The 14,484-nt window shown below is 35.2% G+C and carries 7 protein-coding genes and 2 pseudogenes; 6 read left to right on the plus strand and 3 right to left on the minus strand.

The genetic code is table 11. From position 1 onward, the window contains the following. Positions 1–312 precede the first annotated feature (312 nt). The 5 genes from Q9306_RS17965 to Q9306_RS17980 all read left to right on the plus strand — a co-directional run bounded on the left by Q9306_RS17965 (position 313) and on the right by Q9306_RS17980 (position 5,528). Complete coding sequence (locus Q9306_RS17965; protein WP_306200942.1) at positions 313–2,793, plus strand: AAA family ATPase; 2,481 nt, start codon at positions 313–315, stop codon at positions 2,791–2,793. Continuing rightward, positions 2,790–4,082, plus strand: coding sequence for an McrC family protein (locus Q9306_RS17970; protein ID WP_306200944.1), 1,293 nt, complete (start codon positions 2,790–2,792; stop codon positions 4,080–4,082). The genes Q9306_RS17965 and Q9306_RS17970 overlap by 4 nt, the downstream gene beginning before the upstream one ends. A 156-nt stretch (positions 4,083–4,238) precedes the next feature. Beyond that, positions 4,239–4,448, plus strand: a complete 210-nt coding sequence (locus tag Q9306_RS17975; protein WP_306200947.1) for a hypothetical protein — start codon at positions 4,239–4,241, stop codon at positions 4,446–4,448. A 362-nt stretch (positions 4,449–4,810) separates the two neighbouring features. Continuing rightward, positions 4,811–5,167 carry a DUF1036 domain-containing protein gene (locus Q9306_RS24685; protein ID WP_371932400.1) on the plus strand — a complete coding sequence of 119 codons (357 nt, stop codon included), beginning with the start codon at positions 4,811–4,813 and terminating at the stop codon, positions 5,165–5,167. A 205-nt stretch (positions 5,168–5,372) separates the two neighbouring features. Continuing rightward, positions 5,373–5,528: a hypothetical protein gene (locus Q9306_RS17980; protein ID WP_306200949.1), complete on the plus strand. Its 156-nt coding sequence runs from the start codon at positions 5,373–5,375 to the stop codon at positions 5,526–5,528. Here the strand turns inward: Q9306_RS17980 and Q9306_RS17985 are convergent, their stop codons facing one another. Together Q9306_RS17985 and Q9306_RS17990 are read right to left on the minus strand one after the other, a co-directional pair. Continuing rightward, positions 5,529–6,662 (minus strand): IS4 family transposase, encoded by a 1,134-nt coding sequence (locus Q9306_RS17985; protein WP_306200951.1) that lies wholly within the window; start codon positions 6,660–6,662, stop codon positions 5,529–5,531. Positions 6,663–7,633: 971 nt separating this feature from the next. Continuing rightward, positions 7,634–9,829 carry an N-acetylmuramoyl-L-alanine amidase family protein gene (locus Q9306_RS17990; protein ID WP_306200953.1) on the minus strand — a complete coding sequence of 732 codons (2,196 nt, stop codon included), beginning with the start codon at positions 9,827–9,829 and terminating at the stop codon, positions 7,634–7,636. Between the two features lie 949 nt (positions 9,830–10,778). Between Q9306_RS17990 and Q9306_RS17995 the strand changes: the two are divergent. After that, a pseudogene (locus tag Q9306_RS17995) lies at positions 10,779–13,644 on the plus strand (Tn3 family transposase). A gap of 235 nt (positions 13,645–13,879) precedes the next feature. Here the strand turns inward: Q9306_RS17995 and Q9306_RS18000 are convergent. After that, positions 13,880–14,484, minus strand: a pseudogene (locus tag Q9306_RS18000) (transposase); the annotation flags it as partial.

The raw sequence follows: 14,484 nt of genomic DNA on the forward strand, positions 1-14,484 counted from the left end.
GGAAATGAAAAATCTCAAATTCTTTGGTATAGTGAGATAAAATAGAAAAAGATCCAAAATGGAAAGATATACACTAATTGTATCATTGCGGAAAAAATTATAACTTTGAGTAATGCCAAATAGGTAAACAGTATTAAGAATTATGTGAAAGAATACACAAAACGGGGGGAGCAGTTAATTAGTACTCTTCAAGCTGTTTTAAAACACATAAAATAATGAATTCAAAGCCAAATTGAAAATTGGCTTTTAGCCTTCCTGCTTATATTAAAAGTTATTTTCGAAAGTTGAATAATGTTTATTGGGGGAAATAGTATGCGTAGTTTACGAGAAAAAATCATGGAATATTCTGATACGCCTAAGGTTCGAAAAGAGATTGAAGATGCGAAGGAGTTACATAAAGAGTTTCTACAAGCTTTTCCATTAGAAGAACTTCCAAATATGTCTGTAGATCAATATGCTTTGGGGCGCACGAAAAAAGGTTCATTTGGATGGTGGTTAGAATATAATTCGATTCCGCTTGGAAGTATCAAGGGAGGCAGTGCGGCAAAGCATATTATTTATTTTCGGAAAAAAGATAATCAATGGCAATATCCAGTTCAATTTTCTAATGTTGAGTCAGCTTGGGAGCAGTTAAGAAAGGATATGTTAGCACTCATACATTCTTTTGATGGGAATTCCTACAAAGGAATTGAAGAAGATAATCTATTGTATCGTGCTAATATGCTGAAAGGAAAGATTCTTTACTTATATCATCCCGACAAATTTGTCACAATCTACAATGAGAACCATTTAAAGAAGTTTCTGAAAGAACTAGGGGTACAGGAGTCAGAATTAAAAAGTAAAGATTCTATTGAATTAAACATTTTATTAAGAGAGACTATTGAAAAAAATGATGATTTAAAAGAATTTGATCCGATACTAGTTGCTATGTTTCTTTATTATGAGTTTATGCGCGAGGAACAATATTTAAAAATTGCGCCAGGTAGAGATGCGATGTACTGGAAAGAGTGCTTTGAAGGCGGGTACATCTCAATGGGATGGGATGAAATAGGTGATTTAACGGACTATAATGATTACGATGAATTTAAGACAGCCTTCCATAGTCATGGTTTTCAAGCATCCGCGCAGAAGAATACAGAAAAGGCAAATGAACTATGGGAGTTTTATCAGCTTAAACTAGGGGATAAGGTTATTGTAAATAAAGGTAAATCTCAAATACTAGCCATTGGAACGGTTATAGAGAAAGGTTATGAATATCGGGAGGACTTTGCCAATCATAAGCACGTTGTCTATGTGAATTGGGATACTGTGTTTAATCCACCTTTGGAAATCCCTAAGCAAGAATATTGGGGGTATAAAACGGTTGCAAAAGTAGGAAAGAAACAAGTGTTTGAATGGCTCCAAAAGAAAGAGCAAGATGTAACGAATGAGGATTATACACCGGAAGAAGAACGTTTTTTTGAAATGGTGGAGCAAGCGTTAAATCGAAAAGGGCAAGTGATATTTTATGGACCACCAGGTACGGGTAAAACGTATATGGCCCGGAAATTTGTTTCATGGAAAAATAAAAAAGATGAATTGTTCAAAGGGATAGATAAAAATGCTTCAAAGACATGGTTAATGGTAGCGTCTGAAAAAGCTAATTCCTTTCGCTGGGAAAATATCTTAGATGGGAAAACGCAAAAATGGGATGCGCGAGCGGTTCATCGAAACTTCAAAAATGCGAAAAAGGGTGAAAAAATCCTATGTTATCGTGGTGGAAGCTCTTCAAATGCACTAATTGGAATTGGTGAAGTAGTAGAGGAGTTCAAGGACGATGGTATTGTTGTGAAGGGGATACAAGCTTTTAAATATGAAATAGCTTATGAAGAGTATAAGGAAACGATGGAATACAAATCTACCCAAGCAGGAAAAATGGGGAATCGCGGGACGATGTTTGAAGTAAATGAAGAGTTCGTAAACTGGGTGAAAGAAACATTAGTGGAGTATGGAGACAAAGAAAGCGCGAATATTTTAGGAAATGTCATGAATCAAAATAACTTGGAGATGTGCACATTTCATCCATCTTACCAGTACGAGGATTTTATTGAAGGCTTTAGACCTATTCAATCAGATAATGGTACCATTGCCTTTAAACTAGAAAAAGGAATATTCCAACGTTTTGTTGACAAAGCTTATGAAAATGAGAATGTGCCATTCTATTTTATTATTGATGAGTTAAATAGAGGAAATGTACCAAAGATATTTGGAGAGATGATTACTTTGTTAGAAATGGATAAGCGTGAAGTCGAGGTTCGTCTTCCGCAGTCAAAGGATACATTTAGTATTCCAAAAAATCTATTTTTGATTGGTACAATGAATACGTCTGACCGTAGTATTAAAATGATGGATGCCGCTTTAAAACGAAGATTTGCTTTTATTGAGTGTATGCCAAATTATGATCTTATTCATCATCCAGTGGATTTATTAAGTATTACTCCTGCTGATATTTTACGATCGATTAATGAAAAGCTAGTCCACCTACAAGGAAGAGATAAGCAGATTGGTCATGCTTATTTTATGAAGGATGGTGAACAAGTTACTTCGATTGCAGAAATTAAAGAAATATTCACATTTGAAATGATTCCGCTTATGCAAGAATATTGCTTTGATGATTATGCTCAGTTAGCTGAAATTATTGGAGAAGATTTTGTGAATATAAATGGAATGGATATTAATACGGAGCTTTTAAACGGAACTGATGATGCATTCATCCAAGCATTGGAAAAGCAATTCAAGGGAATGGTATTATGAAGCAACAATTTGTCTTAAGTGAATATTCGGATGAATTTCTTCTTCCTGGTTATGAATTGTCTCGTGAAGAAAGAGAATATTTAACAAAGACATCTATTATTCACGAATCAAGGCCATGGGAAAGACGATTTTATTTCGATGAGCTAAGAAGCGGAGTTCGAATTAAGACACAGAGCTGGGTAGGTGTTATAGAACTTGAAAAAGTTCGAATCATCATTCAACCAAAATTTAATAAAGGGTTCACTTCTCTTATTGATATGATTTCTTTTATTGAAGATCTTCCTATTTATCAATGGGAAGATACTTCAGGTACGATAGATAAAACAAATTTCTTAGAGATACTTGTTCGACTTTTCTTAAAGGAGGTTGAACAAGTACTTCAATTAGGTTTAGTTAAGGAATACATTACGGAGTCTGACAATCTAACAACTTTACGCGGAAGAGTCAATTTTCGTGAAAATTTAAGGCGAAATTTTAATCTTCCAACAAAAGTGTTTTGCAATTACGATGAACTCGTGACAAATGTAAAGGAAAACCAAATATTACTATCTGTTCTAGTGAAAATATCATCTTTTAACTTACAGTTGAAAACGAAGCAGCATTTGAACATAATTCGATCACAGATGGAGTTATTGTGTAATGAATATCGTGGAACAGAGTGGCCGACTTTCCATTATCATCGTTTAAATGCTCACTATGAGCGTGCTCATAAAATTGGTCAGTATTTATGGAATAGTACTTCGGCTACTTCTTTTTTTACAAAGCAAAATTTTTATTATTCATTCTTAATCGACATGAATAATCTATTCGAAAAATTTGTTGTACAATTGCTATATAAGTACTTGCCAAAAGGATTTAAGGTAATCGCGGGTAAAAGAATAACAGATGCTATTACTTTAGAAGGGAAGAGCTTTAGACACATCATCCCTGACATTTTAGTAGAAAATAAGATAACAAAAGAAATTCAAGTGCTCGATGTAAAGTACAAGCAGTACGGAAAGAAACGTGTCAACACAGAAGATGTCTATCAGCTTGCATTTTATGCTCAAAATAAAACACAAGAACAAGTAAAATACTACGATGCTTCTATTATTTATCCAAGATTTTTCGATGAAACGGAAATAAGGGATAAAAAAATTAATCTTAATATCTATTCTAGTTATCCAGGTGTGTTGACCCTGAAACCAATAAGTATAGAACAAATTTTAAAAGCATCACGTGATCAAGAGAAAGATTACCTAAGGGAGCAAGCTATGAGGCTTGTTTCAAAGGAGTCTTCTTACGTATAGATTGTGTCTCAGGGGAGTTAGAAATTGCTATCGCTAATGTTACAGTGAGGAAAAGAAAGGTGGTATCTCTCAATTCCACTGAAAGAAGCAGCATCATTTCTGCACTGTTTCTTAATAGAAAAAGCATTTCGCAAGCACAGCGTATATGGGAATATGATGAAAAAGGTTAGTAAATTAATTGCCACAATGCCGATGACAAAATGGAGCGGCAGTTCAAAAGGATTGTTATCATTTAATGAAACTTCTTTTTCTGTAAATGTGGATATTCGTAAAGAAGGTGAAGATCTCTTATTTAATTGGACGAAGGAAATTTGTGATTACCGTCTTCATACATATTTTGAAAGAAAAACAGCAACGGTGAAATGAAGTAGTTCAAAATCGTTAGGCATGAGTTCGGTACTGTACCGGTCTCATGCCTTTTGGTTTTATTTTAATCTTTTTGTAATTGAGTCAATTTCATAAATGGTTTTCGATGTAATAAAAATAAATGAAACTGAAAATGAACCTAATTTAATTGAGAAAAAATGTTGAATGCGAATTTCATAACAGAAAATCAATTCATTATTCGGTTTTGCTATGCATGTTAGACAATCACCCAATTATGCATAGACAATCAACTAGAAAGTATACAGCTAAATATAATATCGAGAAAAAGTTGATTCATAACAGGAGGAATATACTTTGTATGTGATGCATTACCTGGTGACAATGGGGAGGGAGTAACAATAATGCCACTTAAATTTAAGAACGACACTAATTTAACCTTGTGGTTAGCCGTCGCCTACCCGGATCAAAGTTGTAGAGATAACAAATGGAGAAAAGAAGGCTGGTGGAGAATGAACCCCGGGCAGACAGTAACGGTGTGGACCGGAGCGACCAAGAATAGAAATTTTTTATACTTCGCTAGGGACACAAATGAAAATATCAAATGGGAAGAAAATTACTACACTGACCTCCCTTTGGGACCGATGGGATTAGATTACTATTTCTCTCAGTGCTGGGACCAACGCGGTGGGATAAATCGTGGGATGAAGCTTATTACGCCCACAGTAGAGGACGCCACACTCGAGCTTTTTCTTAGATAGGCAAATCGCCAACATTATACGGATTTTGTACACTAAGAACTCCACGGCTTGAAAAATAAGTGTTTATCGTACGCTAAGTAATGTCCACTAATATAGCCTGTACAATTCGAAATCTATGTCCGATAAGGCTTAACGTACAATTTCCGTATTTGGCTGTTGATAACCCATATGTAGTAAAGGGAAAATTAAATAAGGAGGAATATCCTTGGCAACATTATGGTGGATGACCAGCCTCGGCAATGAAGGTGTATTGTATGGAGACTTTAACCGATTACAACGACAAAAACAAAGAATTGCAGAGGAATTGACGAGACGAGGGTTTTCTAATGTACGTGTTAGTGGTGTAGATCAGGCGTGTTGATTAACCAAAAATAGGCAGACCTCTCCCCTGGGAATCTCGGACTCGTTTGAGTATAATTGCAACCGCACCTTTCCAGTCCACTGACAAGGTATGAGAAAGAAGTTTGCGAGTAAAGGACGCAAACGAACAAGAAGTGAGTGCATACGGTTTTGCTTGTTGATAGAGCCATTTTAATAAAATATACGCAATGAGCGCTGAGTATAGCTGATTAAACACCGCGTTTTCCGTTGTGCCAAATAACACAGGTACATTGAGATGTTGTTTGATCCAGCGAAAGAACGTCTCGATTTGCCAACGCATCTTATAGATGTCGGCAATTTGTTCCGCTGACACATGCATGATGTTGGTAACAACACGCATCTCCTTTCCATTTGCATCTTGAAACATGACAACGCGATACCGATTTTTTGTACGTGTATCTCGATTACCGAGCTGACAAGTGATGTCTCGTACGACAGGAGAATTCACTTGTCGCAAGCGTTGGATTGCCTTTGGACGATGCAAGATAATAATATCTTTTAAACGGATTACAAAGAGTTGTCCTTCTTTCTGAAAGTGATCCAAGCGCTTCATTTTTGCATATGCACGATCTTCTACTAATATAAAATCGGGATTGACTAACTGTTCTCCTACAGGTCCATCGTGCGCTACGGCGCGTGTTCCCACTGCGTCAAAAGGCATATCTGTACTAGGCGTATAAGCGACATGAAGCTTGATACCAGAGCGTGAATTTTGATACAGTGCCCATGGTAATCGCTCTTTTCCTACGGTCATGGTGGTAGAGTCTATGAGTAATAACGGTTTTGGAAACTTCAACGTCCGCTTCAAGGCACGATTACACTTTTTTACGATGGTTTGGAACACTCGTTTTAAAACGGAAAATGGAACGACACTTGTTTTTTTAGAAAATGTAGAATAGTGCACAGGTGGAAGGCCCTGTTGTTCCGCCACATCCGCGCCATGCCGGAAACTTTTCCACTCTGAAAAAGCTGCCATGACGAGATATTGAATAAGCATATGTGTATCTAACTTGCGTGATGGATCCTCATAATTTAATTCTTTTGTAATGGCTTGAGCTTCTTCTTTAGAAAGAAGATTTTGAAGTAAATTCAGGAATGTGGTAGACTGTTTCATAGAGAACACCTCTTCTTGAGTTTGTTGGGTCGCACTTACATTCTACAAGAAAGGTGTTCTTTTTTGTATTTATTTTTGGTTTTTACTGGATAATCAACACGCCTGGGTGTAGATATTTCAGGTTCAAAAAACGGGTGTACGATTTCCATTGCTCATCTTTCGCATCCTAGTCCTAATAGATGGTGGGAAGTTATAATGTGTAGTTGCGACGGTAACAATGTTGAATTGGCTCAAACTGTAGTTAATCAAGCTTATAATGCAATTCGTTTTACGTGGTGATAAGTGTCAAATAAAGCACACCTATCCAAAGGATGATGGGCAAATGTATGCCACTGATTGAATACAGGATAAGTAAGGGGGAGGGAAGGAAACCAAAGGAAGGAATGGATTCAGCTTCTTCAGTCCGTATGAATACACCAATACCAAGTAAATGCCAACAAGAAGAAATCCCCATTGCAAACATTCTCTTTCAGGGATAGAGAGAGCTAAGCGACGATATACCACAAAGTAGTATACAAAATCTCTATGTTTTATTCAGTCTCAAAGAATCGAATTGGCAAGCAATAATAGGGAGTATACTCCAAAAAACTAAAACGGGCCATAACATGGAAAATAAACTCAGTCCATGTCATGACCCATTTTTATACGTATAGGCTAACTCTTCAAATTATTTCTCACTTAATGATTGGAACATCTGTTTTTATATGAATCCATTTTAATTTTCCGACATATAGATTGCTGCTATGCAGAAAAAAAGGAGCTTCCACTCGCTTTCTCTCTTTGTTTAAACTTCGCCTGTGGCAGGAAAAGGCACTGACCGCTTCTATGCATGGCCAGATGCTCTCGCCCGCCTAAAAAAGATGGTTTTATGTCGTTTTTTAAATTTGGATTTATATAGTTCTTCAAAGTTATATGATTCATTATCAATTTTCCAGAAGAATCATAGGTAGTCCATATGAATTTATACTTTCTTACATTTTATGTCCCCACTGGTCAAAGTGATAATCTTTACCGTCGATTTTAAACCAACCGTCTGAATAAAGTGAACCATCTTCTCTAGCACAATACCAAAGATATCCGTATGCAAGTGGAATAGGTCTATATCCACCACCAACTTGGAACCATCCTGTTTTAGCTGCCCCATTTTCATCGAAGTAATAATATTTATTATCGATAGTTTGCCAGCCCGTTTGTGCTACGCCGTTATTGTCAAAATGGTATAGCTTACCATCGATTTTTTCAAATCCTGCTCGGTTAACTGATCCGTCTTCATGAAAATAATATTTTTTTCCGTCAATGTTTTTATAATCATTGAACGTATCATTGAGGCCATTTGTGAAATAGTATCTTTTACCGTCTATCATTTTCCAACCAGTATAGGAAACGCCATCTTCTAAACTATAATATGCCAGTGTGTTATCGATTTTGTTGACTCCTGTTTTCAAAATCGAACCGTCTTTATTAAATGCTAATATTTTGTTGTCAAACTTAACATTAATAATGCTGTTTATAGCTTCTCCATTTAGATTAGAAACTCTCTCAAGCACACCTTTATCAGAAAAGTGAAGAATGATATTTTGATCTTCTAAACGTATTTCATTTTTATTTACATTGTAATTTTGGAAGTAATAAATTTTACCATCGATGTCTCGTAGACCTTTTTCAACTTCTGCTCCTGAAGCATCAGAATAGTGTAGACCATGTTGGTCTTCCGTCCATGTTGAACGTTTTACAGAACCGTCATCGTTGAAACTGTAATACTTTCCATCAATCTTAGTTCCACTTGTATTGATTAATCCTATAACCTCTTTAAAGTAATACCTCTTTCCTTCAATGTCTTGCCATCCCGTCATGAAAATCCCATCAGCATCTGCAAAAAAGTACTGATCACCTCGGTTTACCCAACTGTTCTTTATCACGTTTCCAGAGGAATCTTTTGCACTCCATTTAGTAGGGTCCTTTTCATCGGTTATAATCTCTATTCCGTCATACTTCTGTTTCTCATTTTCTTTACCCGGGTACCATTCTCTTAACCAATTGTCAATTTCATTGTTGCTTTTTCCAATGAAACGAATGTTGTCCTTCTCATTAGTGGAGAATATTTTATCCTGCCCAGTATAAGCCAAATATGCCCCATTCTTGTTTATTAAATGGAATTGGAATTCATTGTTTACATTATTTTCAATTTGGACAAGTTCAAATATCTCGTTATCACCAATTGAATCTGAATATTGGAGTGATTCTCCTTCTTTCCCTGAAAGATATTTTGAGCCTGTTTTTAAAATTACTTTCTTGCTTCCTTTTTCACACGGTATAATTTGGAAAGGCGTATCATTCTTCAATCCAACGTAGCTTACTACAATAGGGGTTTTGAAGATCAGATTCGTATCAGCAAACATACTTGCTGATCGATCATGAAAATCTGCAAGAGCTTTAGAATCGCTTGTGAGATAATTCCAAAGAACATCTTTGGATACTGGCTTTGAAGTCAGTGTTGATATTTGTTTTTCCTCTTCTGATAACTCATTAAATAGGGCATCTGTACCTCTAGCAAATGACCATTCAGAAGTATATGATGGGTATCTTTTCTTATGAAATGGAATAACAAGTCTTGGGTTTTTACCAGATGTTTTTTCTACGAATGCTGTTTGACCTTGATTCATTACAACTCCGGTCTTTCCTTCGTCTAATTGTGCTTGTGTAATGTAAAGAAGATCGTGTTCTGAGACAGATTTTGCATCAGGGTTTAGATCTATAATTGTACCCGCTTCAGTAATTTTAAGCTGCTGCCCAGATCTTAATTTATGAATTTCAATTTTTCCATTTGGATAGAGTACTTTAACTGATTTAGTAAAATTTGAATCATCTGCTGTATGATGCATGGAAATATTAAATTCCCCAGATGTAAAATTAGGAGCCCTGTAAGTTATATTTTCTGCATATACATCAATGTGAGTGCCTGGTCCTGCATCCTCTGGAGATATTCCAAGTCCCTCATAAATGTCTTTTACAATACCTAATGAAGTAATAGTTACATCTAGTATCGTACCTATTCCTGCGCTAGCCTTATTTTCTGCAATAGGTGCCATAGAAAAAAGAATACCTAATGCTGCTGTTGCAGGGATTACCTTCTTTCCAATTCCTGTTGTTTTAAATTTCTTTTTCATTCCGTTCTCCTCTCTTTGTGAAAAAATTTACTTTTAAATTTATATTTCAAAGTTCATCTTAATTTAATTACCTTTCAAATTTCTTGCATAAGTGTTACAAAAGTCTTTCATAAAATTCTAAAAAATGATAATCTCTGGTAACTTTTTCAATATCAAACACTATTTATTTCCTTTATTAACTAATAAATAGGGGACTTACCTATTATCACCAGTCTAATAATTGGAAGTAATTGTGTATTTCCCTACATTCTCCATACTAACTTCTTTCCTACAATCAATTTGATATCGTTCATTGTATATCGTTAGAAACCCTTACAAAATACAGAAATCCAAGTACAGAAAAGGTACACATGTTATTGTTAGCGTGAGGTAGAGAATAAAATAATTCTGTTATTCATCTTGGCCAAGCGTCTTTAAACCAAAGAAAGACTTTTGTAACACTTACGAAAGACTTTTGTAATATTTACGAAAGTGATTTGAAAGACATTTAAAGTAAGATAAGTTTATCCCTAATATATATGTAAAAAACTCTATATTTTATTTTTCTAATACAATAAGAATGTCATTTGATATGAAATCATTTCTTGAATTTTAAGCAATTTATGAGTTCCAAAGTACATTTGGTACAAGCAGCTCACTAAGTGAAGAATAAATCGTTCAGATGTGTTAGAAAAATAAAATTGATCAAACCGAGCTTCCCAAAAGCTTCTTTGAAATAAACAAAACCCACAGAAAACATTCTTGTTCTCTGTGGGTTTTGTTATATTTTATGTTTTTTCTTGAAACAAGTGTTGTTTTATCATAGAAGTAAGTGAGATTTTTGGGGGTTACATGATAAGACAATTGTTCCATTCAATAAAAAATAATACATAAAGGAGATAGGAAGTTGAAAACAAGAGAACTTCTTACTGCAGAACAAAGGGAATATTTTTATGAAATTCCCAATCATATGGATGAGAGGGAAATTCTACGCTATTACACAATATCTGATGAAGAGTTGCAAATTATAAATAAGCAACGCGGTGCTGCCAATCGATTAGGTTTTGCTATACAAATCGCTTACTTACGTTTTCCTGGGAGACCATTATCTGCAAGTGAAAAAGTTCCAGATTTTATTGTACATACGATTGCTAAACAATTAGGGGTTTTTCCTTCAGCTATACAAAACTATGCACGTGGTCGTGATACAACTCGACGAGAGCATTTAATTAAAATTAGAAATACATTAGGATTTCGGACTTTTACTTTAAAAGCATATCGAGAGCTCGCACGTTGGCTTCTCCCTATAGCAATGAAAACAGATCAAGGTCATCTTTTAGTAGAAGCACTTATTATAGAAATGAGAAAAAGAAAAATCATTCTACCAGCTATGTATGCAATCGAACATTTGGCATGGGCTGTACGTGAACGAGCACATAGAAAGATTTTTAAACAATTAACAAGAAATCTTACTTCTTCTCAATGTAAGCAACTAGACAAGTTATTAAGTGTAGGAAAAGGATACAAGTTTTCGTATTTATCATGGCTTCGACAACCTCCAGGTGTCATTTCGGTTAAAAACTTTCATAAGATTATGGATCGAATAGAATTTATCCAAAAATTAAACTTACCGTTAGATAACGGTAGAGAGGTGCATCAAAATAGATTGCTACAGATGGCACGTGAAGGTTCACGCTATTCCAATCAACATTTATCCAGGTTTCATGAGCTCAAACGACATGCGACTTTTATGGCCTTTCTCATTCATATATATGCTTTTTTAATAGATCAAGGAATAGAGATGCTCGAGAAACTAATGGGTAGAATGTTTAATCGTGGTGAAAAGAAACATAAGGAACATTTCCAAAAGGACGGAAAAGCGATTAATGAAAAAGTTCGTTTATACGCAAAAGTTGGAAAGGCTTTAATTGAAGCAAAAGAATTAGAACAGGACCCATTTGAATCTTTACAATCTATTATTTCATGGGAACAATTTGTAGAATCAGTGAAACATGCTGAAGAACTAGCTAGACCAGCAGAATTTGACTATTTAGATCTACTAGATAATCATTATGGACATTTTCGGAAGTTTGCACCTAGATTATTAAGAATGTATGTCTTTAAAGCCTCTAAAGCGAGCCATACTTTATTTCAGGCCCTAGAAATGTTGAAAGAAATAAACCAAACAGGAAAAAGAAAAATCCCTGAAACAGCTCCGATGGACTTTCTCAAATCGAAATGGTTCAAGCATGTGATGAAAGAAAATGGTATTGATCGCCATTATTATGAGTTCGGTATCTTTTCAGAATTATGTAATCATCTTCGTTCTGGGGACATGTGGGTCGTAGGAAGTAGACAATATAAGGATTTTGAAGAGTATCTTTTATCCCAAGAAAAATGGAAAGAATTAAAGGAGGAAAAACAAATTCCACTAACAATTCCAACCAATATCGATCAGTATTTACAGGAACGATTTAAGTTAATGGACGAGCAACTCTCTCATGTAAATCATTTAATTCAAAATCAATTGTTGCCAGATGTTGAAATCTATGCGAATAAAATACAAATTTCACCTTTAAAGAAAATAATTCCAGATGAGATTGAAGATCTAACTAGACTTATTTACAGTGTATTACCACGTGTTAAGTTAACGGAACTATTGGTAGAAGTAGATAGTTGGACACATTTTAGCAAACACTTTGTTCATCTTCATACCCAAACTGAGCCAAAGGATAAATCTGTATTATTCGCAGCTATTTTGGCTGATGGAATTAATCTAGGTCTCTCAAAAATGGCAGATGCTTGTCCCAATATATCTTATACACAATTAGCTTGGATGTCAGATTGGTATATACGGGATGAAAGTTATTCCAAAGCTCTTGGGGCAATCACTGATTTTCAGCATAAATACCCGTTCTCTTCTCATTGGGGAGATGGTTCGACTTCATCTTCTGATGGACAATTCTTTAGAGCTGGTGGTCAGTCTAGTCCGTTGGCACAAGTAAATGCAAAACATGGTAGGGATCCAGGATTAAGTTTTTATACACATATCTCAGATCAATACGCCACATATTATTGATGGTCTACTGTACCATGAAACAGATTTGAAAATTGAAGAACATTATACGGATGCAGCAGGCTTTGTAGATCATGTTTTTGCCATGTGTCATATGTTAGGGTTTCGATTTGCTCCTAGAATTAAAACGTTTAGTAAAAATAAAATTTATACTTTTGAAAAGCCCGTAAATCAACCGCATCTAGAATTTATGATTGGTGGAACAATTCATACAAAGAAAATAAAAGAAAATTGGGATGACTTATTACGATTAACTAGCTCTGTGCGTAATGGAACAGTCACAGCTTCTCTTATTCTCAAAAAGCTTGCGGCCTATCCAAGGCAGAATAGCTTATCTGTAACTTTGCGTGAGATAGGAAGAATTGAAAGAACTTTATATACATTAGAATGGTTGCAAAGTCCTGAGCTTAGAAGACGTGTACAGGTTGGTTTAAATAAAGGTGAAGCAAAACATGCTCTCGCTCGAGCTGTATTTTTCAATCGACTAGGAGAAATTCGTGATCGTTCTTATGAAGATCAATTGCATAGAGCGAGCGGTTTACAACTTCTTATTTCAGCAATTGTATTATGGAATACGGTATATATATCACGTGCAGTAGATGCTTTACGTGCAAAAGGCGTGAACATCCCAGAGGACTATTTACAACATATATCGCCACTTGGATGGGAACACATTACGTTAACAGGTGATTATGTGTGGAATTTAAACCAAAAAACAAATTTTAATAATTTACGACCATTACGGGGAAAAACTCAGTAAAAAAGCAATAAAATGAATAACCGGTTCCTTAGCGTACAAGGTACCGGTTAATTTGTGTCTAAAATGTGTCTAAGTGTACAATTTTCTTTTTTTGATATGGTGACCCCATGCCCATCAACTTAAGAGTGTAACCAAACTGAACTTTTGTTCAGCCGGGTTAAAACATTCTTAAAATAGAAGTATATTCTTAAAAATGCGAATACCAAATAAACCCTAACGGGTTTCACTTTTTTAATTATACAATTTTCTTTTGTTTTCTCAATCCATTATACTCATAGACAACACCCATAATATCAAAGACAGTCTTCTTCTCATATCTGTGAGATTTTCGTCCATTCTTCTGTAAAAGATGGAACAGGCGGATTAAAATCTTTGTTATTTCTCGGGTGTTTTGCTGTATAGCTTGATAAAGAATGTATAGATGGTCTTGAATCATTCCAATGGCTTTATATTCGCTTAATTCTCTTTTCTTCTTTTGTAAAATTAATTGTCGCATCTTAAACATAGTAGAAGAACATAGAAAAATAGCGATGAGTTTTCCATAAATGTGGCATTCTAATCGCTCTCGTTTGATATTGTGCCAATCATGAATTTGAAATAAGGATTTCCAAGTTTTAAAGATAATTTCAATCTGCCAGCGGAGGGAATAAAAATCATGTATTTGTTCCATCGGAACCCATTCCAAAGGTGTATTGGTAACATAAATGTTCATACCAGCTAATCGTTTGCTGTTTTTTGCAAGCAGAAAGTGCAGAGGCTTGCAGTTCTCTTTTTTCTTAAAGATTCATGTCTAAATTTGCAGAAGAAAGGGCGTGTCTCAAACGATAACTTTCTCCTGTA

The sequence above is a fragment of the Bacillus multifaciens genome (assembly GCF_030756675.1).
Taxonomy (GTDB): Bacteria; Bacillota; Bacilli; order Bacillales; family Bacillaceae_G; genus Bacillus_A; species Bacillus_A multifaciens.

Bases quoted from the DNA above. Each gene is read 5' to 3' on its own strand.
- Q9306_RS17965 (WP_306200942.1), top strand. From the start codon at position 313: ATGCGTAGTTTACGAGAAAAAATCATGGAATATTCTGATACGCCTAAG.
- Q9306_RS17970 (WP_306200944.1), top strand. From the start codon at position 2,790: ATGAAGCAACAATTTGTCTTAAGTGAATATTCGGATGAATTTCTTCTT.
- Q9306_RS17975 (WP_306200947.1), top strand. From the start codon at position 4,239: ATGAAAAAGGTTAGTAAATTAATTGCCACAATGCCGATGACAAAATGG.
- Q9306_RS24685 (WP_371932400.1), top strand. From the start codon at position 4,811: ATGCCACTTAAATTTAAGAACGACACTAATTTAACCTTGTGGTTAGCC.
- Q9306_RS17985 (WP_306200951.1), bottom strand. From the start codon at position 6,662: ATGAAACAGTCTACCACATTCCTGAATTTACTTCAAAATCTTCTTTCT.
- Q9306_RS17990 (WP_306200953.1), bottom strand. From the start codon at position 9,829: ATGAAAAAGAAATTTAAAACAACAGGAATTGGAAAGAAGGTAATCCCT.